Source organism: Allocellulophaga tsushimaensis, from assembly GCF_055383085.1.
Genome location: NZ_AP039451.1, coordinates 1866009 through 1888596 on the forward strand (window position 1 = coordinate 1866009; position 22588 = coordinate 1888596).

Consider the following 22588-nt stretch of genomic DNA (forward strand, 5'->3'; position numbering starts at 1 on the left):
TTAGGAATGAATACTTGTAAAAGTATGTTCTTAAAATTGATTTAAATTACACTATTTTAGCATAAAATTACCCCTTTTTATATTATGGAACAAATACCTACAGATCATAAAATTGCGGTTTCGTTAGAAAAAATTGAAAACACTAAAGATTCTTCTTTTCACACAGGAGTATATCATAAACCTTATTTTAATGGAGCTTGGCATTATCATCCTGAGTTTGAGTTATTATTAATTACAAGTGGAAACGGACGTCGTTTGGTAGGTGACCACGGAGAAGATTTTGAAGTAAACGATTTGGTGTTGTTGGGAGGATACTTACCACATGCTTGGATTCCAGATCCAAAATATTTAGAGGAAGATTCAACTGCTTTTTGTGAATCCATATACTTACAGTTTAAAAAAGATATTTTTGGGTCTCATTTTGCTGATATTCCTGAATTAAAAGGAATACGAAAAGTATTTAGAAATGCAGAAAGAGGAATTAAAGTTATAGGTGAGTATAAAACACAGATTATTGAATTAATAAAACAAATACCGAATCTATCACCTATAGATCAATTATTAAAATTGATTAAAATTTTAGATTTAATCCACCTCTCCGATTATGAATTATTAGTATCTGAAGAATATTTTAAAGATAGTTTTTATTTTAAATCCAGTCGTATTTTAAATATACATGAGTATATTATGGAGCATTATAAGGAAGATATTTCAGCTGATGTTTGTGCTAAAATGACAAATATGACGGTATCTTCCTTTTGTAGGTATTTTAAAAATGAAACACAATATACTTTTACCAATTATTTAAATAAAGTACGTGTTGACTTTGCTAAAAAGCTATTAGCAAATACCGATTTTCCTATTAAAGAAATTAGTTTTGAATGTGGTTATAATTCTGTTCCTTATTTTAATAAACAATTTAAAAAAATTGTAGGAATTGCACCATTTGCTTACCGAAAGTCTGAGGGGAGCAATAGATAAATTACTCCTTCAGTAAATGAACAGGTTTAAAATCTATAGTGGAATCTATTAATTTAGATTGATCTATTAACTTTCCTTCTTTTATAAATTTTGTGCCTATAACATATGCTTTAGCATTATTTATAGCATCTACAGCTAATAAAGTATCATCTTTAAAATACCAAATAGAGAATTTAGTTTGTTCACTTTCTTCATCTCTTCTTAATACTTTGTTGTATCCATTTGATAGCCCTACCATTTGTAATTTAATATCATATTGGTCTGACCAAAACCATGGAATTGTATTGTAAATAGGTTTTTTATTACAAATTGCAGAAGCAGCTACTTTTGCTTGATCTACTGCATTTTGTACAGATTCTAATCTTATATAACGGTTGTAATGTGGGTTGTAATGAAATGTGCAATCACCAATTGCGTAGATGTTTTCATCATTTGTTCTAGCGGTTTCATCTACTTTAATACCATTTTCAATTTCTATTCCGGCTTCTTTTGCTAGTTCTGAATTAACATGAATACCAACACCAATAATAATGATATCTGCCTCATAACTAGAATGATCAGAACAGCTTACCGTATTTAGTCCATTGGCGGTATGAATTGAAACTACATTTTTATTTGTTAATACAGAAACATTATTCTTAGCATGTATTTTTTGAAAAAATGCTGACATTTCTGGAGCTGTAACTCTAGCTAAAATACGCTCTTCTCGCTCTAGGACGGTAACTGAAGCGCCTAATTTTTTTAACGAAGCGGCAGTTTCTAAACCAATATAACCGCCACCGATAACAACAACACGTTTGTGTGTGCTATCTTCTATTGCTTTACGAATGTTTTCAACGTCTCCAGCTGTACGTAATGGAAATATATGATGTGCAGTATCAATTCCTTTTATTGGGGGGATAATAGGGCGAGCACCAGAAGCAATTACTAATTTATCGTAGGCTTGAGTGCTATTTTCAGCTATTGTAATCGTCTTTTCAATACGATTGATGGCTGTAACGGTAACTCCAAGCTTTAGCGTTATATTCTGTTTCTCATAACTTTCTGAAGATTTTAAAAGATTTTTTTCAATAGCATCATCACTGGTTAAATATGCTTTAGATAAGGGAGGGCGGTGATAGGGTAATACAGGATCTTTATCATAGAGTATAATATCTCCTTCCCAACCTTCTTTTCGTAAAGAGAATGCAAAATTTACACCTCCATGACTTGCCCCAATAATAACACAAGTTTTATCTTTTGAAAAATTTTCAGTCATTAGTCTTTTTTAGTCTTTTTGTGCTACTTGCAAAACAACACCGTCTAGCGCATCACTAATTTCTATTTGGCAGCATAATCGGCTATATTCATTTGCATAATCATCCAGTTCTAGCATGTCTTTTTCAATTTCACTTGCTTCACCAGTCTTTTCAGTATGTTCAGCAGCTACGTGAACATGGCAAGTTGCACAAGAGCATACGCCTCCGCAATCGCCATCAATTCCAGCAATATCATTATCTACTGCAAGTTGCATTACAGAACCAGAAGTACCTTCAACTGTTATGCTTTCATTTTCTGTGGTTATAAAAGTTATTTTTGCCATTATGTAATTTTTTAATGTGTTAGCGGTTAAATTTTACGGTTAAGGAATCATAACCTACTTTACGTTTAAATTCTCCCAATTCTTCTATATTTTCTTTTGCTTTAATCAGATCAATACTACCAACTTTCTCTGAAAGAGTATTCAATAAAATTTGCATAATCTGTCTTGCGTGTGTCGCTCCTAAACAATTATGCTTTCCAAAACCAAAACTAACATGAGGGTTTAGTTTACGGTCTAATACAATTTCATTTGGATTTTCAAAAACGCGCTCATCTCTATTTGCAGAGGCCCAGCATAAAGAAATTCTAGTATCTGCTTTTACGGCATGTTCACAAACATGTGTATCTGCTGTTGCTACACGACCCATTTGGGTTAGTGGAGCAAAATAACGGATAAGTTCTTCTACAGCATTACCTGTTATTTCTGGGTTTTCTTTTATTTGTTTTAAAGCTTCAGGATGTTCAGAAAAATAAGCAATAGCATTGGTTATGGCATTCATAACAGTGTCTCTGCCTCCAGCAAAGGTTAAAATCATCACTCCTTTTACTTCTTCTTTTGTTAGCTTTTTGCCATCTACTTCAGAATGTAATAAAACAGAGTATAAATCTTTTCCTGGATTAGCAATTGCTTTATCTATTTCTTTATCGATATAATCATATAAGATATTGGCTTTGTCAGCATCTAACGCAGAAGTTTCACTACGGAAGACATGACCACCCCAACCAATCCAAACTTTAGCTTCCTCTTTAGGGGTATTTAAAAGAAGCGTTAAAGCGTTAGATTGTAAGCGCAATGCAAAGTCTTCCATCACTTCAAAAGAGTCTTTAGCTAAAACACGATCAATTAAAGTGCTTATTTGTTCTTTTAATTGTGTTTGATAATTCTCTTCTAAAGGGCGTTTAAACCAGGGGTCTAATAAATCTCTAAAGCCCTTATGCTCTGGTGGATCTAACTCAAAGGGAATCTGACGAGTTTCTCGTATAGCCACTTCTGAAGGTATTACAATACGACCAGGTTTTGCTCCAGATTGAAATGTTTTAAAGTTGTGTGCACATTTACGAACATCTTTATGACCTAAAACCATTTGTACAGGATCATTTTGGTCATCCATATGACCTATTCCTTTTTCTTCTCTTACCTTTTTAAATGGGTCTGGTAATGCGCTATTTTTCATAAGTACTCCTAAGTTAATACAATTAATACAAAGTAAGGTTGATTGTTATATTATAAATTATACTATTTTGTCTATTTATTTAACTATAATATCTTTACTTTAATTTGATTTTTTTACTATTTCATTAAAAAACAACATGGTTTCTTTTATATATGTTTCCCAATATATCCATTCGTGTTTTCCAGGGTTTTCCTTGTAAATATGAGAAATCCCCACATCATTTAATTTTTTATGTAGGGTTCTATTTCCTTCAATCAATAGGTCTTCTGAGCCGCAGTCAAACCTAAAAGGTGGTAAATTATCTTTGTATTTCATAGCTGTTGCGTATACAGATTCATTCTCCTTTTCTGTTTGATTATAAAGTGCAAGAGGTTCTTCTACAAACAGTTTCATTTCATCTAATACAGTTATAGAAGACAAACCAGAAACACCTGAGAATTTATTGTGGTGTTTTAAACCAATTCGTAAGGCGCCAAATCCGCCCATAGAGAGTCCTGCAATAAAGAGTTTAGAATTTTCACTTGCTTGTGGTATTAATTCTTTAACAGCGTTAGGAACAGTATATGCAATCCATTTTTCAAAATCTTGAGTTGTATGAGGTACATAGCCACTTCCGTCACCCCATAAACCATCAGATGGCATTGCAATGAGCATTGGTTCTATTTCTCCATTTTCAATCCATTGTTGCATTTTTAGGTGAATACCAGTTTTTTGAGACCAAATCCAATGACTTCCGTAAACTCCATGAAGCAAAACTACAATAGGTAAGTCTTTAATTTGTTGTTCTGTTTTTGGTACATAAACCGAAATATCTCCTCTACCATTTAAGTTTTTACTTTTAACTGTTATATATCTTAAATTATTTGATTCGAATTTTGAATCGGATAGCTCAGTAGTTCTGAATCTTGATTTTTTTTCTTCCATTTTTTTGGATGCTAAATAATAAACTAAAAAGGAGAAACCCTATTCAAAAACAATGACGCCTTTCGCATTTTTTCCCGAAAGCATGTCTTTAAAAGCCTGCTCTAAATCATTAAACTTATATGTTGTAGTTACCATTTCATCTAGTAATAAATCTCCTTTTTCATATAGATCTAATATTTTAGGAAAATCAATTTGTGGACGACATTTACCGTATAATGGATTGATGTAAATTTTATCCCATTCAAATAATTGCATATCTATAGTTACTTCTTCTTCAATACCACTTACTTGAACCGCAGTACCTGCATTACGAATCATAGCTAATGGTGCAGCACCTAATGCGGGGATAGCAGTACATTCAAAGGCAAAATCAGTACCGTTATTTCCAGCAATTTCTTTTACTTTTTTGGTGGCTTCTACTAAACCTTTGTCATTTCTGTCAGCTAAAACAGTATGCGTAGCTCCAAATTTCTTTGCCATTTCTAAACGGTTTTCATTGATATCTATGGCAATAATTTTTCTTGCACCAGAAATGCGTGCTCCTTGAATTACATTTAATCCAACGCCGCCATTTCCAATGACAGCCACTGTAGAACCGGCAGTAACTTTGGCAGTATTTACGGCAGAACCATAACCCGTCATTACACCGCAACCAATAATTGATGCGGAGCTATGTGGTATTGCATGTTCGTATTTTACTACAGCTTGTTCTTTAACAACGGTATGCGTAGAAAGTGTTCCAATATTAAAAGAACGTTCTATTCCTTTTCCATTCCATATAGTGCTTTCTAAATGGGCATGCCCTGTAGAAACCTCACCATCTGGTAATGCATCTCCAGCGACTACTGGTGAGTTGTTTTCACAAATGTGTTGATTTTGTTCTTGACATTGAAAGCACCTTCCGCAGGGTATAGCCCAGTTTAAAATTACTTTATCTCCTTTTTTAACACTAGTAACCTCTGGACCTACTTCTTCTACGATACCAGCTCCCTCATGTCCTAAAATTACAGGCCTTCCCCATGTTAAAGAATCATGATCGGTATGGCATAGACCCGAAGCCATAATCTTTACAAGAACTTCATCTTTACTAGGAGTATGTATTGTAATGTCTTCTATGGTAAAATTTCCTTTACCATCAGTAATTGCTGCTTTTGCTAACATATGTTGCGTTTGTTTGGTGTGACAATATAATATATTGAATGATTTTTTTATAAATAAATTATATTATTTTTTAACTTTTTCTCAAGAGCTTATTAATAATACTATACATTTTTAAAACAATTTCTTTAGTAATATAAAATGCAAATAACATAGAAAAGGCTGCAACAAAATGTTGCAGCCTTTATTTTAATTATTTTAATTATCTAATTTTAATTAAGGTAATATGGGTAATATCTGGAAATTATCAAACTGAATTGTTTGAGAATCTATTCCAGCTGAAGTATTAATTTGGAATTGTAAACGCCCTGGAAAATCTGCAGGTGCGCCTCCATCAGGACCTATAACTGCTGTAAATGTGTGCCAATTTCCATCTCTAGTTAATTGATTTGGACCAATAAACGCTCTGAAAAAATTGAATGCATTACCACCACCAACTATTCTGTAATTCATTTCAAGACCAGTCCAAGCTGCTGGTACGTTATAATCAAAGCTGATCATAAGTTGAGCACCGCCTGGTATTGTTGGGCGATTACCACCACCTGGGGCAAAAATCTCAAATCTACGTTCACCTGATGCTAGTTCTGGTGTGGTAACTGTTAATGCCAAACTACTTGGATTACCCATTCCAAGAGGAGCTGCATTAGCAACTGATGTTCCTGGAGTTATTCCACCAGGTTGTCCACCTTGGAATATTCCCCATACAACATTTGGATCTTCAAATGTAGGATTAGCACTTGGAAGGAATATGTCTACTGGAGGAATGTAATTATTGTTCACAGCTTGTCCCATGAACGGAGGTACTGCTACACCAGCTTGACTAGTAATTCCAGGATTAGCATAAGTTGCCGTAATTACTGGAGTACTTGAATTTATTCGATTTGTTAAAGTGATAATAATTATTGAAGCATCATTAGGATCAAGCGCTATTGAAGCTACTGGTGTATCCATTCCATCTACTGCAACAGTTATTGTTTCTCCAGATGGATCATTTAACAACTGATCATATGTTAAAATTATTTGACTACCTCCTACAGAAGATTCTGCAGTTAAAAGCTGAGGAATAACTGGAGGGATAAAATTATTTACAACTGCTTGATCTGTAAATGCAGGAACTGTACCACCGTCTACAGTAGTGATTACTGGATTCGCATACGTTGCTGTGATTGTTGCTGTATCAGAATCTATTGGAGTTTCTAAAGTAAGAACAATTATTGATGCATCAGTTGGATCAGCTGCTATAGATGTTATAGGAGAATTTACCCCATCTACTGCTACAGTTATTGTTTCCCCAGAAGGATCATTTAATGGTAAATTATAAGTTAATATAACTTGTGTTCCATCTGGAGTAGATTCAGCAGATTCTAAAATTGCAATATCAACGACTGTTACAAAATCTGTTTGTTCCAATGTTCTAGTAATACCATTTTTAGTTACTTCCAAAGTAACATCAAATTCTCCTGAATCTGGGTATGTAACAATAACTTCATTTTCAGTTGATGAACTAATATCACCACCTGTAAAGGTCCAAAGTAGAGTTGCGTCTGCTGTTGGAGTTGTATTTGTGTAAGTAACAGACTCTGTCTGGCTTATTAAAGTTGCACTTGCTGTAAATGTAGGAACTGCTAGGGGAAGTACTTCAATAAAATCAATTTCCGTAGTAGTTGCTTGTTGATCATTTAATGTAGATCTAAGCGAAACATCATAAGTTCCCGGAGTATTATAAGTAACTGTTACTTCAGGCTCTCTGGATGTTGCAGGTGAACCACCTTCAAAAGTCCAAAATATGTTTTCATTTGAAGAACTTGTACTTCTAAAAACTACCTGAGCGCCTTCTTCAACTGTAGTAGTGTCAGACATAAATGCTGCTTCGGTTCTATCAAAGACTCTAACATTAATTCTTCCTATAAATTCTCTATTATCTGTTGTTACAACTGTTACACTAGTTTCGTAAGTGCCAGCTGCAGCATAAGAAACTAGTGGATTAGCCTCTACTGATGATTCTGGACTTCCACCTGTGAACGTCCATGCGTATGAAGATATATTTTCAGCACTAAGATTGTATGTTAAAGACTCTCCTGTAAAAGCAAGATCTTGGTTAACAGATATTACTCCATTTATTTCTGAAATATCGCCAGGAACACCCCCTTCATCTTCTTCATCACATGAGTTTAACATAAATAAAGATAGGATTACGGCAACTGCCATAAACCTTACATTTCGTATTGTCATTCTTTTCATAAAAAATTGATTTTGAGTTAGTGTAGCAAATATGTAACTTATTAGAGTAAAATACCAAAACAAATGTTTTTTTAAATAGAACATATGTGTGATTTGTTAATTTTATTAACGTTTCTCATATTTTTTACTTTAAATGAAGAAATTTTAAATTTTAAATTAATTTGGTTTAAAATTCTTATCATTTTTTTGAATAATTAAAGAAGTCTAATTTTTTTGAATCCTATTTGTAATAAAAATAACCTTACTTAACACAAGTAAGTATGTTCTAAAGTAGATCAAAATTTTGAAACAGATATTGATTTAACAAACTCTTTTTATGATAATTTATAATTTGATAGTTTTTGTGGACCTTCTAAAATAACCCTATTTACTTTTAATGTACCGTCTTTAGAAGTGGCTATATGCCATTTTATAAGTGATATAGTTCCCTGTTCAATTTCTATTCCTGTGATGCTTCTTGGATGTACGCAACTCCCATCATTGAAAAATGGAATATCCCCAGGTTTAGGGAAACGTGGCCTATGTGTATGTCCTACAATAGTAATGCATTTTTGATGCGTTACAATCCATTTTTTAATACGGCGTTCTACTTTAATTAATTCGGTGTAATTTTTAGCAGGGCTAGTTGGATCTGCAATACCCCAAACTTGTAATGGTTTCCATAAAACACGAACTAAAAATCTACCCCATTTCCAAAAATTATAATTCCACCAATCTGCCTGATGCCCGTGTGCTAAAAATAATTCTTGGTTTGTATTTGCGTGTTTTAAAACAATACCCTCGCTATAGGTTAATTCTTTTAAAAAATCTTTTTCTACACCATCTACAGGATCAAAATAGGTGGCAAAATGTTTGTCTACATATTTTTGTTGCCTGTATAGCATATCATGATTTCCCCATATCATATGCAATCTGTTTTGCAAATGATATTCTCGCAATAGCATAAAAACATTTTTATGTGCCTTAAAAATAGAATCGAAATGTAAATTTTCCCACAACTCATTACCATCACCTAATTCACAATATTGAAAGCCTCTACTAAAGTAATGTTGTAAAGCGTGGAAATAGATATTTCTATTATTTGCAAAATCATCAGCAAAACTATTGTCACCTCTATGGCAATCACTAAATAGAATAAACTTAGAAGTGTCATCAAAAGAAATAACTTTAGCATTTTTATATGCCCTGGATAGCCTATGATATGATGACATAAATGTAATTTTTTATAAATATCTAAAAAAGCAATGAATGGATACAATATTTATAAAAAAATTATGCAATAACTTTTGTAACTTTAAGCAAGTAATACAGACTAAGGTAATTAAGGTAACCGAAGCAAACAAACAAATGGAGTCACCCATCATACACTTAATTAGTTTTAATAAATTGTTGCAACGCTATGATGATATGGCAAAAAGCGACAATACATATTTAGCTGCTAAAGCAAAGCATGTTTTAGAAGTACAAGCACCTTATCCTGAGCTTAGAGAAGGTTTTTCAGATCCTTTATTATTAGAAAAGTATCAGGATATTATTAAGGTGATCTTAGATGACGTATTTTCTGAAGTATTGACCAATAACGAAATTAAAGTAGCATCATTACCATACAATAATACTACTTTTAATGAATCTAAACGCTTTCAAAAAATAATTGAGAATACAGATAAAGAAGGCTTTGTTCCGGAAATGCGTAATATGCCAGAAGACCATATGTATATGGCAGCATGTAGCGTTATTTTAAATTTTCATTATGGGTTCCCTATCGATTTTAGAAGGCCTTTTTTCTACGATATACCAGATGCTAATGGTGTAATGCGTCATTATAGAATTCTGTATAATGCAGATTTTATGGAAATTTTGCCAACAGAACACGCTAAAAAACTTACGAATGAAGATTTTGATGAATTATTAGAGAATTTTGATAATATAGCGTTATGGAAAGAAAAAATACCGCCAAATAGCTTTATTACTAAGGGTTTTGTAATCTCTAATCTGTTTGATGTTACTGCGGAACATTCTATTTCTGAAATAAAATCTAATCTTATCGCAAGTGATAAAAGGGGTAACGATAATTTTATGGATGATTTACAAGAGACATTTAAATCATTTTTTAATCTGCCAAATATCAAAGTTGGCTTTGCTACTTATGATCCAAAAGAAAATAAATTTGAAAAAGTTCCGGGGAAAGGAATGCAAAGTTTTATATTAAATAAAAGAGAAAAAGAATCTTGTGAAGATGCATTATGCCAAGGTTCTTATGAGAAGCTTTTAAATCAGAACGATTATTTTGCTATTGCCAATGTAGATAAATATTATGATTTATCTGGAGGTACAGCACCCTATAAAAATTTAAAAGAACAAGGCATAAAAAGTGCTATTTTAGCGCCTATAGCTGATAATGGTAAGCTGTTAGGTGTTTTAGAATTAGTATCTACAAAAATAAATGCACTGAATAGTGTTAATGCACATAAGCTAGAAGATATAATGCCATATATTGTATCTGCGGTTTTACGTTCTAAAATTGAAGAAGAAAATTTAATAGATGCTGTTATTCAAAACGAATGTACTTCTATACATAACTCTGTATACTGGCGTTTTAGAGATGAAGCAAAAAAGTTTATTAAGAATGGATTAGAAGATAAACAAACATCATTTAAAGAAATTACTTTTAAAGATGTACATCCACTATATGGACAAATAGATATCAAAGATTCTTCAAAATCTAGAAACATTGCTATTCAAAGAGATTTATCAATTCAACTTGCAGAAGTAAAAAAGATATTATTAGAAGCCTTAGAACAGTATAAATTACCTTTTTATGAAGAACTGATATTTAGAATAAATAACCACATAGGATCTATAAAAGAAGCATTACACACAAATAGTGAGCAAACTATTTCTGATTTTATGCAACATGAAATAAAACCTGTTTTTAAACATTTAAAGAAAGACAAAAACATGTTGGTTTCAATTACGGCCTATGAAAATTTAATTGATGGAGAAAGTAATTCTTATTATGACCATAGAAAAAATTATGATGAGAGTGTCATGGAAATTAATAAGAAATTAGTTGCTGTTATTGATCAAAAACAAGAAGAAGCCCAAGAAATGTTTCCGCACTATTTTGAACGTTATAAAACAGACGGAATAGAGCACAATATGTATGTTGGCAATAGTATTTCTGAGACCAAAAATTATGATCCTATTTATTTAAATAACTTAAGGTTATGGCAATTACAGGTGATGTGTGAAATGGAAAATGTGCATTACTCTTTAAAACCAAAACTTATGGTGCCTTTAGATGTGGCATCACTAATATTAGTACACAATGCTTCTCTATCGATTCGGTTTAGGATGGATGAAAAACGTTTTGATGTAGACGGAACCTACAATGCCCGCTATGAAATTATTAAAAAACGTATTGACAAATCCTATATAAAAGGTACAAATGAGCGCCTTACACAAGCAGGTAAAATGGTGATTGTGTATTCTCAGAAAAAAGATGAATTAGAGTATTTGCGTTATATTAAATTTTTAAAATCTAAAGGATACTTTACGGGTAAAGTAGAGATTGTAGAATTACAAGGTTTGCAAGGCGTAGCAGGTTTAAAAGCTATTAGAGCAGATATACAGTATACCATTGAAGCAAATAAAACAAAGAAAACATATACCTATGATGATTTAATGGAAGCGCTAAAGAATTAATTTAGATTTATCGTTTTAATCCTGCAACCCACTTAACAGCTCCTAGAATGTGATTAGAAAATTCTGGTTCGTTGTAATAATCGTCATGCCCAAATGTAGTGTAAAAGGAGCGTCCTCCATCATATTCATGGTACCATGATACAGGGTAGTTACTGCTCTCCATAGTGTATTTGCCTAAAGCTGTACCATCAATACTAAGTAAAATAGTTACATTTTTTGGAGGCTTTATAAATTGCATCCATTGGTCTGTCCGTACCCAAGATTTTGGAAGTTTCTTTGTAGCTAAATGTTTTTTGTTGACTACCGTTAGCGTTCCTGGTAATGGATCCTCATCATATTTTAATACAGCGCCTAACAAACCAGTAAACCATGGCCAGTCTCGTAAAGTATGTGAAGCGGCATGCATTCCTAAAAAACCACCACCATTATTAATATAAGTTACAAAAGCTACTTTTTGAGCATCATTTAAAATGGCGCCACCAGTATTCATAAAAATAACAGCATCGTATTGCTTTAGGTTTTCAGCATTAAATAAGGTAGCATCTTCTGTAGTATCTGCAATAATTTTATTTTTCTGTAATAGCTTGGTTAAAGAAATTACAGATTTTTCTATAGAAGTATGCCTGTATGCTTTATACGTTTTAGTAAAAATAAGCACTTTTGTTGCTGTTTTTACTTTGGCTTCAATTGGTTGTGTAACAAATAAACAAAAGAAAACAATGAAACAAGTAAGGTATAATGGTTTCATAAAAAGTGTTCTTATTTTAGTTTTGCTGTCCATCTAATAGCATTTAAAAGTAGTTGCGCTATCTCGGGTTCTATCATTGTTTCTTCAAAATGGCACATTGCAGTATAAAATGCTCTTCCGCCATCGTATTTATGACACCATGCTATGGGATGAGGTGGAATAACACTTTCTGGAGTGTTCTTTTTAGGAATATGTTTCTTAGGGATAATACCAGATCTATGTTCTTGTATAATATCATCTCCATACCAACGCGTTTCTCCAATTTCTAAAAGTACAGTTACTTTTTTTATAGGTTTTGTCCAATAATACCATTCATCTTCGCGATGCCATGATTTAGGTAATTTTTTAACAATAGGATGTTTTGTGTTTTTTATTGTAACAGTTCCATTTTGGAACCAAGGATGCCCTTTAAAACGCGCTCCTACTAAACCATCAAACCATTCCCAATCTAATTCAGCAGTTGATGTAGCATGGATGCCAACCCAACCCCCACCATTATTTATATATTTTACTAGAGCAGCTCGTTGTTGATCAGTAAATAAATCACCACTATTATCTATAAAGATGAGCGTAGCATATTCTTTTAAGGCGTTAATTGTGAAAACAGAAGTGCTATCTGTATGAGTAACACTAAAATTATGTTGTTCTAAGAGCTTTGTAAAATTTGCTACTTTACCAGGTGTTGTTGGATGCACATACCCTGTCATTTTAGAAAAAATTAAAACTTTAGGTTTAATTTGGGCATGTATTGTACAATAATTAGAAAGAACAAAGCATAGTATCGTGGCGCTAGCAATGTTATAAGCTTTTATATTAAATAGTTTTAATAATTTCATTGATCTGTACTATTCTTACAAAACCCTATCTGGACCAAAAAATCGAAATGCAATTGCAAAAGCGATTACAGAAGCCACCATGCCGATCATGAAAATAGTATAGGTCCATCTTAAAATAGTGTATTTCCTATTTAAAACTAGACCCAAAAAATAAAGATCTTTGGTTAAACTACTATAAATGTATTCCTTATCTTTTGTAAGTTCATCTATAGCCCATTCATAATCTCTAAGGCTCATTTTATGAAAATTTCCAAAAAATAAGAGGTTTACTTTTTTATTTTTCACATCATCTTTAGTAAACTGACCGCTAGTAACATTTGGTCTTGTTGCTAAAACGGCCAAAACCATAGAGATAACGCTAAAGAAAACAAAGATCACAGTTGGGTAAATAAGATAATCATTAGACGGATTATCTAATTTTGGAATTAAGTTAGAAAGTGCAAGTGATATAATGATGGCATTTACAGAAAGTAAAATATTTGCCTTAGTATCAGCAATATTACTTAAAGTTAAATGGTTTCTTAATGTAACTCTAAATAAGGTTTGTATACCTCTGTCCGGGCTTTCATTTTTGTATTTTGCTTTAATGGCTTCTTTTTTAGAAATCTCTTTTTCTAAATTTAAATTTTTAGTAAGTCTTTTTAAATTTTTTTCTTTGCCAGCTTGCCAATTATTTTTTGCGTAATCTGTATAAAATTGATGTTCCTCTTTAAACATTACAACATTAAGTTTCATCCATTCTCTAGCAGAATAATTAGCAATGTTTAAATTTTTTAGCTCTTTGCGAAGTTGTTCGCAAGTTTCTGAATAACTTTTTTTTCCAAAATGAGACGAATCAGCATCTCTAATAATTTCTTCAGACAAATTTTTTGGCTCATAATACCTTTTTGTGGCCAGTATTAAAGATTTTACTTTTTCTATGGCAGCGGAATCATAATCTAATTCTTTTAAAAAATCATCTGCAATGAGAGTACTTGTTTCTTCATGGTTTTGAGAACCTTTGGTATAACCTGTATCATGCAACCATGCGGCTAAAAGTAATATTTCATTTTCTTTGTCATCCAAGGCATAGAAATCTAATAATTCTTTGGTACTTTTGACTACACGTTGGGTATGACGTAAGTTATGATATAAATATTTTGTATCTAACGAATTTGTTAAAAGATTCGTTGCAAAAGATTCTGTTTTAGCTATAATATCTAACATAGATGAACTATTATTAAGTTTTCCAAATTACAAAAAAATAGTACTAAGAGCATCAGAATGAAAAAATATTATTTCATAAGCTTTTTTATTTTTCTATGTAGCAGCTGTGCTACCTATAAAGCTAAGTATATAGATAAAACGAAAGCTATAGATATTGCAACTACTAAGGAAATTTCCCATACATTTTATTTAATTGGTGATGCAGGATTATCTCCAAAAGGTGGGCTAAACCCAGCATTAAAAAGCTTTAAAACAATATTAAATAAAGCTGATAAGAATAGTACGGCAATTTTTTTAGGTGATAATATATATCCGAAGGGTTTACCCAGTAAATCTGCTTCGGGTTCAGATAGAGTCGACGCTATCAATCACATAGATGCACAGCTAAATACTTTAGAAAATTTTAAAGGCAATACCTTTTTTATTCCAGGAAATCACGATTGGTATAACAATGGTTTAAAAGGTTTAAAACGAGAACAAAAATACATTCAAAAAGCATTAAATAGTAAAAATGTATTCTTTCCAGAAGATGGCTGCCCTATAAAAACCATAACTATTACAGATGAAATTGTTGTGATAGTTATTGATACAGAGTGGTATTTAACCGATTGGGATAAACACCCTGGGATGAATGATAACTGTGAGATAAAAAGCAGAGAAAAGTTTTTTGTAGAATTAGAAGACGAAATTAAAGGCAACAGAGGAAAAACTACCATTATTGCAATGCATCACCCTATGACCTCCTATGGCATACACGGTGGGCAATCTTCATTTAAAGAACAGTTTTATATTGGGCATGCTAAAGTACCTTTGCCAATATTAGGAAGTTTTGTAAACGTATTGCGTAAAACTTCTGGAGCTTCTACTGAAGATTTAAACAATAAAAGATACACAACACTTGTAAATAGGCTCACTACTTTAGCACAGTTTTCTAAAAATGTCATTTTCGCATCTGGGCATGAGCATTCATTACAATACATTGTAGAAAAAAACACACCACAAATTGTGAGTGGTGCTGGAGCAAAAAAAGGATATACGCGTTTGCTTAATGGAAGCAAGTTCTCTACTGGTAAAATGGGTTATGCAGTATTAGAGGTTTATGTAGATGGTTCCTCTAAAGTTAGGTATTTTGGTATTGATGAAGATGATAAAGAACAGTTTTTATTTGGAACGGAGGTGTTGGCTTCAGACCAAGTAAAAAATAAGAAAAATTATACCACAGTTTTCCCTAAAAAAGTAAAAGCATCCATTTATACAGAAGAAGAAATCACCAAAACAAATTTTTTTAAAACCATTTGGGGAGAACGCTATAGAAAGTATTATGGAGTAAAAGTTGCTGCGCCTACAGTTACTTTAGATACATTATTTGGAGGATTAGTACCTGTAAAAAAAGGGGGAGGACATCAATCTAAATCATTGCGATTAAGAGATAAAAATGGAAAAGAGTATGTGATGCGAGCGTTACGGAAAAGTGCAGGCTTGTATTTGCAATCTATTGCTTTTCAAGACAATTATATTATTGATGATTTAGACGATACATTTACCAAAAATATACTCCAAGATTTTTATACCGGTGGCCACCCTTATGCTCCTTTTACTATTGGAGATTTATCTGATGCAGTAGGTATTTACCATACCAATCCTGTGCTGTATTATGTGCCTAAGCAAAATAGTTTAGGAGGTTATAATAGTGATTATGGCGATGAATTGTATATGATAGAAGAACATGCGGGGGATAATCATGGAGATTTAAAAAGCTTTGGATATGCTAATGAGTTAAAAAGTACAGATGACATGCTGAAAAGACTTCGGATGGATGAAAAATACTCTGTTGATGCTGAAATGTATATAAGAGCAAGACTTTTTGATATGGCAATTGGTGATTGGGATAGGCATGTAGACCAATGGCGTTGGGCAGAGTTTAAAGAAAAAGACAGTAAAAAGGTAGTCTATAAACCGCTGCCAAGAGATAGAGATCAGGCTTTTTCTATAATGGGAGATGGTTTATTAATGTCATTTGCAAGTAGAGCCATACCAGGCTTACGTTTAATGGAAGGTTTTAAAGAAGAAATTAGAAGTGTTAAAGGCTTAAATTCTTCCCCAAAAACCTATGTGTTAGACAATATTATTTTGGCAAAAACAACAAGAGCACAATGGTTAGAACAAGCTAAGATTATACAAGAAAATATTACAGAAGAAGTTATTGATAATGCTTTTCTTAATTTTCCAGAAGAAGTAAGAGATGAAACCATTGCAGAAATTAAAAGAATATTATTAGCTAGAGTAAAAACGATTGATGCTACTGCACAAGAGTATTTTGAAATACTTAATAAATATGCTGTCGTAGTTGGTACAGATAAGGATGATTGGTTTGAGATATCGCAACTCAATAAAAATGAAACCCAAGTAACAGTTTTTAGAAACATGAAAGGGAAAAAAGAAAGAAACTTTTTCTCTAAAAAATTTACAAGCAATACTACTAAAGAAATTTGGGTATACGGTTTAGATGATGATGACACTTTTGAGGTAAAAGGGGAAAAGAATAAAATTAAAGTAAGATTAATTGGAGGGCTCAATGATGATATCTATGATATTGAAAAAGGAAGCGGGATTACCTTATATGATTACAAAAGCAAAAAAAATAACCTTAAAAATGTTAAAGGAGCAAGAGTAAAATTAACAGATGATTATAGTGTAAATACCTATGCTCCATTACGAATAAAAAAGAGTGTAAATCAGTTTTTACCAACAATAGGTTTTAATCCAGATGATGGGTTAAAAATAGGATTTGCTAATGCGTATACGTTTAATGGTTTTAGGCAAAACCCCTTTACACAGCAACACCATATTAATGGAGCCTTTTATTTTGCTACTAGTGGTTTTGAACTTGCTTATAAAGGAGAATTTGCCCATGTTTTTGAAAATTGGAATTTAGAAATCGCAACCCGTTTTACAAGTCCTAATTTTGCTATGAATTTCTTTGGATTTGGTAACGATACAGAGAATTTGGATGATGATTTAGGTTTAGATTTTAATAGAGTACGTTTAGAAACTATAAAAATAGCACCCTCTTTAGTTTGGAGGGGAGAACTTGGAGCAAAATTTAGAGCTGGAGTATCTTTTGAATCTGTAGGAGTAGAAGCAACAACAGATCGGTTTATAAATACCTTTTTTCAGCAAAACGGTGCAGAAACAAAACAGCAATTTGTGGGTGTAGATGCAGAATACACCTATAAAAATAAGGATAATGAAGCTTTCCCTACGTTGGGGATGTCTACGGCATTACATTTGGGGTATAAAAGAGAAACAACACAAGGCGATTTTGGATATGTAATTCCTAGTTTGGGTTTTGACTATAAAATTAGCTCAGATGGGCGTTTGGTTTTGGCTACTTTAGCCAAAGCACATTTTAATATAGGAGATGATTTTGAATTCTACCAAGCGGCAAGTATTGGTGGAGTAGATGGTTTACGTGGTTTTAGAAATCAGCGTTTTACAGGTAAAAAATCCTTCTATCAAAATACAGATCTTAGGTATAGTTTAAAAAGGTTTAAAACTAGTATTTTGCCTACCTCATTAGGTATTTATGGTGGTTTTGATTATGGTAGAGTATGGCAAGCTAATGTAAGTTCTAGTGTTTGGCATACCTCTTATGGAGGAGGTTTTTTCTTAAATGGTGCAGATTTACTATCTATAAATTTAGCACTTTTTAATAGTGAGGATGGTCCGCGTTTTACTTTTGGAGTAGGTTTTGGGTTTTAATTTATAAGGTGGATTTAATAAAAAAACGAAAACAAATCTTCTCTGTACTGCCATGCTTTAGAAAAGAATAAACCTAGGTATACAATAGTGGTAAAGAACTTTAAAAAAGTACCCGTTAAAAAACCAATTAGAGAACCAAAAGCAGCTTTTAAGGCTGTTTTTTGGTCTTTATTATTCAATATTTCTCCAACAAAAGCCCCTAAAAATGGCCAAATAATTATTCCAAAAATTCCTAAAACAGGAAAAAACAAAGCGACTAATAAGCCAACAACTGTTCCAAACATTCCAGCTTTACTACCACCAAATTTTTTAGTTCCTATTGCTGGGATCACATAATCTATAGCAAAAACGAGTAGTGCAATTGCAAGCGTAATACCTAGAAACCACCAATCGTTGGGTACAGCTTTGGTTAAAAAAAGGAGTAAAAGCCCAAGCCAACTAATAGGAGGTCCAGGCAAAACAGGTAAAAAGCTCCCAATAATGCCTAAAAACATTAAAAGTAAGCCTAGTAAAAGTAAAGCAATATCCATCTACAGTATTTTTCTTATAAGACTAAGATAGGGTGTTTTTGTTACAGAAAAGAAGATTCAAATTAATTTTTAAACTATAAAATTAGTTTAAACTAAAATTTTAGTTATATTTGAACTATAAAATTAGTTGAATGAAACAATTAACAAAAGCAGAAGAAGAGGTAATGCAGTTATTATGGCAATTAGAAAAATGCAATGTTGCAGCCATCATAAAAGAATTGCCAGAACCAAAACCAGCATATAATACGGTGTCTACCATTGTCCGTATTCTAGAGAGTAAAGGTTTTGTAGCCCATGAACAGGAGGGGAAAGGATATTTATATTTTCCAATTTTAAAAAAAGCAGATTACAGCAATCAGTCTATAACTAAATTGGTGGATGGTTATTTCCAAGGTTCTTTTAAAAGTATGGTTTCTTTTTTTATGAAAAAGAATGATATGAGCTTATCGGAATTAGAATCTATTTTAAATGATATTAAAAAAGAAGAATAATTAAAAACAAACATAAATGCTACAATATATATTAGAATGCATTGCTTTTCAATTGGTATTCTTACTTATTTATGATTTTTTTTTAAAGCGAGAAACTTTTTTTCAATGGAATAGAAGTTACTTAATAGGGACATATCTATTATCTATGCTATTACCATGGATAAAGATTGAAGCCCTAAAAACAGAAGTTTCAACTGATTTTTATGATTATCCTGAATTTTTATGGAATACAAACAATTTAGAAGGTATTACGCTAGAAGACGTCAAAGCTACTAGTTTTTCAATGCCATGGGAGTATATTATTTTATTTGGAGGAATGTTTTTAGCACTGCTATATTTTGGCTATAAACTATTACAATTATATAAATTAAGACAAAAGGGAGATGTGCGCTCCTTCAGCTATTTTACTCGTATTATTATTAAGGATAGTAGTTTAGCTTTTTCTTTTTTTAAATCGATTTTTTTAGGGGATAAAATTTTAGAAAATGAGTATGAAAATATCATTCAACACGAACTTATACATATCAAGCAAAAGCATTCTTATGACCTATTGTTTTTTGAGTTCATGCGCATTGTAGGTTGGTTTAATCCATTGGTTTATGTATATCAAAAACGTATTTCAGAACTGCATGAGTTTATTGCGGATGCTGAGGTAGCCAAAACAAACAAAAAGGAACAGTATCAATTTTTATTAGCAAAAGTCTTTCAGACTCAAGATATATCATTCATCAATCAATTTGCATCAAAATCATTAATCAAAAAACGAATCGTCATGTTACAAAAATCAAAATCAAAAAAAATCTATCAATTAAAATACGTATTACTATTACCAATAGTATTTGCGATGTTGGCTTATACTGCTATTGAAGAAGAGTCAAATAAACCTGTAGGAGTAGAATTTAATCAAAATGCAAATAATACAGATTTAAATAAAAATATAAGAGGAGAAAGAAATAAAGAAACAAAAGCCTTAGAACAAATTGAAAAACAAAAAACTACACTACAAGAAGAAAAAGATATCCCATTCACTAAAGTAGATCAAGTGCCTGTATTTCCAGGTTGTGAAGATGCTGGTGATAAAAGAAATTGTTTTCAGGAAAAAGTAAAAAAACATATTAGGAAAAACTTTCGTTATCCAGAAGTAGCGCAAGAAAAGAAAATTGAAGGGAGAGTAACTGTATTGTTTGTGATTGCAAAAAACGGAGAAATAAAGAATATCCGCCAAAGAGGACCAGATTCAATCTTAGAATCAGAAGCCAATCGGATTATAAAAAGCTTACCAAAAATGAAACCAGGTAAGCATAAAGGTAAAAGAGTTAATGTGCCGTATTCTATTCCGATTACATTTAAATTACATGCTGATCAGGAAAAGCAGAAAGACGAAGCGCATAGAACTCAAAGAGATTTAGAAAAAGCCTATTTAGAAAAAATTAAAGCTGATGAAGAAGCTAAGATTTTAGAAAAACCCCACAACTTAAAAAACACTAATATAGAGCAAGTCTCGGTTCAGGATGGGTTAGATATTCCATTTGCCGTAATAGATGAGGTTCCAATATTCCCTGGCTGTGAAGATGTTGAAGATAAAAGGGCTTGTTTTAAAGAAAAAATACAAGCTCATATTAGAAAAAATTTCCGTTATCCTGAAGCGGCTCAGAAAAAAAGAATAGAAGGTAGAGTAAATTTAATGTTTAGTATTGCTCAAAATGGAGAAGTAAGAAATCTGCGTTTAAGAGGTCCAAACCCTCTATTAGAAGAAGAGGCAAGGCGTATTATAGAAAAACTACCTTTGATGAAACCAGGTAAGCATAAAGGTAAAAAGGTTAATATGTCTTTTTCAATTCCAATTACTTTTAAACTTCATAATGAAAAGAATGAATATTACCCACCTACAAGTAGATATATAGCACTACTGAATGAAAGGAAACGATTGCTAGAAAAAGTAGACGAAACAAATCCTATAATACTAAATTTGGATAAGCAAATTAAGGCTTTAGAAAAGAAGATTGAAGAAGAGTAATTAGAAAAATTAAATTGTGTAACTAGTTTACGTTGAGCTTGAAAAAAATAGCATTTATACTATTTATAATTCTATCAAAAGCCGAAGCACAGTCTTCGGCTTTGGCTATTGCAGATAGCTTATATACTATTGAGAACTATAGCAAAGCCATTAATTATTATTCAAAAGTTAACTCCATAAACGCTAAATTACAAATTGCTAGAGCCTATAATAGCAATGGTAATTATAGTAAATCTATACTTCAATACGAGTACCTTATTCGTAATAATACCACCTTACAAGTTGCTAATTATGAATTAGGGAAATTATATTTAAAAGTTAAAAAACCTCAAAAAGCTTTAGCAGTTTTTAAAAGATTAACATTAGAGAACATTGATAATCCCGCATATTACTATTATCTAGGAAACGCATTCACAGATTTGGATTCTTTAGACCTTGCCTTAGAAACATATAAAAAGGCAATAATAACAGATAGTACACATTTGAGAAGTATTTACAAAGTAGCTAAGTATTATGTAGAACAACGAGAAAGTAATGAAGCATTAGCATATTTAGACCTTGGCCTAAGCTATGACGATCATAATGCTGGATTATTAAATTTAAAAGCCTTAGCACTATTTAATAATGGGCAGTATGAAAAAGCAATCCCTTACTTTAAAAAATTAATTGCTCTAAATGAAGAAAAACCATACATCTACCAAAGGCTCGCTTATGCTTATTTTAAAAATTGGGAGTTTGAAAAGGCTAAGAACACCTATAAGTTAATGTTGAATCCATTAAATCAAGATCCAAAAATTTTATATGATCTTGCCAAAGTATATTTAAAGAATAAAGAACTAGATAGTGCTGCTTATTATATTAAAAAATCTATTTCTGAAAATATTGTAATACTCGATAAAGAGTACAGAACCTTAGGAAATATAGCGTCTCAAAAAAAAGACTATAAAGGCGCTTTAACATATTACAAAAAAGCACTAAAAGAAGATAAAGGGAACATAATAAATTTTTATCAAGTTTGTATTGTTGGGGATCAATATTATAAAGATCCAAAACAGAAATTAAAGTGTTATGAAAATATGCTAAGCCAATTTAATAGAGAGGAAGATTATTTTTTAACTTTTGCTAAAAAACGTATTTCAGAATTAAAGGAGGAAATACATTTTAGTCAGAAAAATTAGAAATAAATATAATATGATTTTTAATCTGATAAATTTTTTAGCAAAGTACTCTTCG

Annotated in this window: 17 protein-coding genes; 6 read left to right on the forward strand and 11 right to left on the reverse strand. The window is 31.9% G+C overall.

Going from position 1 to position 22588, the window contains the following annotated elements:
* The first annotated feature begins 84 nt into the window (after positions 1-84).
* Positions 85-981, forward strand: coding sequence for an AraC family transcriptional regulator (locus ACZ451_RS07925; RefSeq protein ID WP_464216581.1), 897 nt, complete (start codon positions 85-87; stop codon positions 979-981).
* A gap of 1 nt (position 982) precedes the next feature.
* Here ACZ451_RS07925 and ACZ451_RS07930 read toward each other — a convergent pair whose 3' ends face one another.
* The 7 genes from ACZ451_RS07930 to ACZ451_RS07960 all read right to left on the reverse strand — a co-directional run bounded on the left by ACZ451_RS07930 (position 983) and on the right by ACZ451_RS07960 (position 9271).
* Positions 983-2239: an NAD(P)/FAD-dependent oxidoreductase gene (locus ACZ451_RS07930; protein ID WP_464216582.1), complete on the reverse strand. Its 1257-nt coding sequence runs from the start codon at positions 2237-2239 to the stop codon at positions 983-985.
* Between the two features lie 9 nt (positions 2240-2248).
* Positions 2249-2563 (reverse strand): 2Fe-2S iron-sulfur cluster-binding protein, encoded by a 315-nt coding sequence (locus tag ACZ451_RS07935; RefSeq protein WP_464216583.1) that lies wholly within the window; start codon positions 2561-2563, stop codon positions 2249-2251.
* A 19-nt stretch (positions 2564-2582) separates the two neighbouring features.
* On the reverse strand, positions 2583-3737 hold the full coding sequence (locus tag ACZ451_RS07940) for a cytochrome P450 (RefSeq protein ID WP_464216584.1): 1155 nt from the start codon (positions 3735-3737) through the stop codon (positions 2583-2585).
* A 99-nt stretch (positions 3738-3836) separates the two neighbouring features.
* Positions 3837-4661 carry an alpha/beta hydrolase gene (locus tag ACZ451_RS07945; RefSeq protein ID WP_464216585.1) on the reverse strand — a complete coding sequence of 275 codons (825 nt, stop codon included), beginning with the start codon at positions 4659-4661 and terminating at the stop codon, positions 3837-3839.
* A 39-nt stretch (positions 4662-4700) separates the two neighbouring features.
* Positions 4701-5822 (reverse strand): Zn-dependent alcohol dehydrogenase, encoded by a 1122-nt coding sequence (locus ACZ451_RS07950; protein ID WP_464216586.1) that lies wholly within the window; start codon positions 5820-5822, stop codon positions 4701-4703.
* A 213-nt stretch (positions 5823-6035) separates the two neighbouring features.
* Entirely contained in the window at positions 6036-8060 is a 2025-nt protein-coding gene (locus ACZ451_RS07955; protein ID WP_464216587.1) for a PKD domain-containing protein, read from the reverse strand.
* Positions 8061-8374: 314 nt separating this feature from the next.
* Positions 8375-9271 (reverse strand): metallophosphoesterase family protein, encoded by an 897-nt coding sequence (locus ACZ451_RS07960; RefSeq protein WP_464216588.1) that lies wholly within the window; start codon positions 9269-9271, stop codon positions 8375-8377.
* Between the two features lie 136 nt (positions 9272-9407).
* Here ACZ451_RS07960 and ACZ451_RS07965 point away from each other — a divergent pair, with 136 nt between their 5' ends.
* Positions 9408-11765 carry a GAF domain-containing protein gene (locus ACZ451_RS07965; protein ID WP_464216911.1) on the forward strand — a complete coding sequence of 786 codons (2358 nt, stop codon included), beginning with the start codon at positions 9408-9410 and terminating at the stop codon, positions 11763-11765.
* A gap of 7 nt (positions 11766-11772) precedes the next feature.
* Here the strand turns inward: ACZ451_RS07965 and ACZ451_RS07970 are convergent, their stop codons facing one another.
* The 3 genes from ACZ451_RS07970 to ACZ451_RS07980 are packed head-to-tail and all read right to left on the reverse strand — an operon-like array spanning position 11773 to position 14555.
* Positions 11773-12513, reverse strand: coding sequence for a ThuA domain-containing protein (locus tag ACZ451_RS07970; protein ID WP_464216589.1), 741 nt, complete (start codon positions 12511-12513; stop codon positions 11773-11775).
* 11 nt (positions 12514-12524) lie between these two features.
* Positions 12525-13349: a ThuA domain-containing protein gene (locus ACZ451_RS07975; RefSeq protein ID WP_464216590.1), complete on the reverse strand. Its 825-nt coding sequence runs from the start codon at positions 13347-13349 to the stop codon at positions 12525-12527.
* Positions 13350-13364: 15 nt separating this feature from the next.
* The gene (locus ACZ451_RS07980; RefSeq protein WP_464216591.1) at positions 13365-14555 is read right to left on the reverse strand and encodes a Pycsar system effector family protein; all 1191 of its coding nucleotides are present in this window, start codon (positions 14553-14555) and stop codon (positions 13365-13367) included.
* 57 nt (positions 14556-14612) lie between these two features.
* Here ACZ451_RS07980 and ACZ451_RS07985 point away from each other — a divergent pair, with 57 nt between their 5' ends.
* A complete protein-coding gene (locus ACZ451_RS07985; RefSeq protein WP_464216592.1) occupies positions 14613-18317 on the forward strand; it encodes a metallophosphoesterase in 3705 nt (1234 codons plus the stop codon).
* Positions 18318-18331: 14 nt separating this feature from the next.
* Here the strand turns inward: ACZ451_RS07985 and ACZ451_RS07990 are convergent, their stop codons facing one another.
* A complete protein-coding gene (locus tag ACZ451_RS07990) occupies positions 18332-18847 on the reverse strand; it encodes a DUF456 domain-containing protein (RefSeq protein ID WP_464216593.1) in 516 nt (171 codons plus the stop codon).
* Between the two features lie 131 nt (positions 18848-18978).
* Between ACZ451_RS07990 and ACZ451_RS07995 the strand changes: the two genes are divergently transcribed.
* From ACZ451_RS07995 to ACZ451_RS08005, 3 genes are read left to right on the forward strand one after another with little or no spacing between them, the layout of a single operon-like run.
* Positions 18979-19338, forward strand: a complete 360-nt coding sequence (locus ACZ451_RS07995; protein WP_464216594.1) for a BlaI/MecI/CopY family transcriptional regulator — start codon at positions 18979-18981, stop codon at positions 19336-19338.
* A gap of 16 nt (positions 19339-19354) precedes the next feature.
* On the forward strand, positions 19355-21355 hold the full coding sequence (locus ACZ451_RS08000) for a TonB family protein (RefSeq protein ID WP_464216595.1): 2001 nt from the start codon (positions 19355-19357) through the stop codon (positions 21353-21355).
* 38 nt (positions 21356-21393) lie between these two features.
* Positions 21394-22533 carry a tetratricopeptide repeat protein gene (locus ACZ451_RS08005; protein WP_464216596.1) on the forward strand — a complete coding sequence of 380 codons (1140 nt, stop codon included), beginning with the start codon at positions 21394-21396 and terminating at the stop codon, positions 22531-22533.
* Positions 22534-22588: the final 55 nt, after the last annotated feature.

Coding starts and splice junctions, on each gene's coding strand:
- ACZ451_RS07925 (WP_464216581.1), top strand. CDS start 85: ATGGAACAAATACCTACAGATCATAAAATTGCGGTTTCGTTAGAAAAA.
- ACZ451_RS07930 (WP_464216582.1), bottom strand. CDS start 2,239: ATGACTGAAAATTTTTCAAAAGATAAAACTTGTGTTATTATTGGGGCA.
- ACZ451_RS07935 (WP_464216583.1), bottom strand. CDS start 2,563: ATGGCAAAAATAACTTTTATAACCACAGAAAATGAAAGCATAACAGTT.
- ACZ451_RS07940 (WP_464216584.1), bottom strand. CDS start 3,737: ATGAAAAATAGCGCATTACCAGACCCATTTAAAAAGGTAAGAGAAGAA.
- ACZ451_RS07945 (WP_464216585.1), bottom strand. CDS start 4,661: ATGGAAGAAAAAAAATCAAGATTCAGAACTACTGAGCTATCCGATTCA.
- ACZ451_RS07950 (WP_464216586.1), bottom strand. CDS start 5,822: ATGTTAGCAAAAGCAGCAATTACTGATGGTAAAGGAAATTTTACCATA.
- ACZ451_RS07955 (WP_464216587.1), bottom strand. CDS start 8,060: ATGAAAAGAATGACAATACGAAATGTAAGGTTTATGGCAGTTGCCGTA.
- ACZ451_RS07960 (WP_464216588.1), bottom strand. CDS start 9,271: ATGTCATCATATCATAGGCTATCCAGGGCATATAAAAATGCTAAAGTT.
- ACZ451_RS07965 (WP_464216911.1), top strand. CDS start 9,408: ATGGAGTCACCCATCATACACTTAATTAGTTTTAATAAATTGTTGCAA.
- ACZ451_RS07970 (WP_464216589.1), bottom strand. CDS start 12,513: ATGAAACCATTATACCTTACTTGTTTCATTGTTTTCTTTTGTTTATTT.
- ACZ451_RS07975 (WP_464216590.1), bottom strand. CDS start 13,349: ATGAAATTATTAAAACTATTTAATATAAAAGCTTATAACATTGCTAGC.
- ACZ451_RS07980 (WP_464216591.1), bottom strand. CDS start 14,555: ATGTTAGATATTATAGCTAAAACAGAATCTTTTGCAACGAATCTTTTA.
- ACZ451_RS07985 (WP_464216592.1), top strand. CDS start 14,613: ATGAAAAAATATTATTTCATAAGCTTTTTTATTTTTCTATGTAGCAGC.
- ACZ451_RS07990 (WP_464216593.1), bottom strand. CDS start 18,847: ATGGATATTGCTTTACTTTTACTAGGCTTACTTTTAATGTTTTTAGGC.
- ACZ451_RS07995 (WP_464216594.1), top strand. CDS start 18,979: ATGAAACAATTAACAAAAGCAGAAGAAGAGGTAATGCAGTTATTATGG.
- ACZ451_RS08000 (WP_464216595.1), top strand. CDS start 19,355: ATGCTACAATATATATTAGAATGCATTGCTTTTCAATTGGTATTCTTA.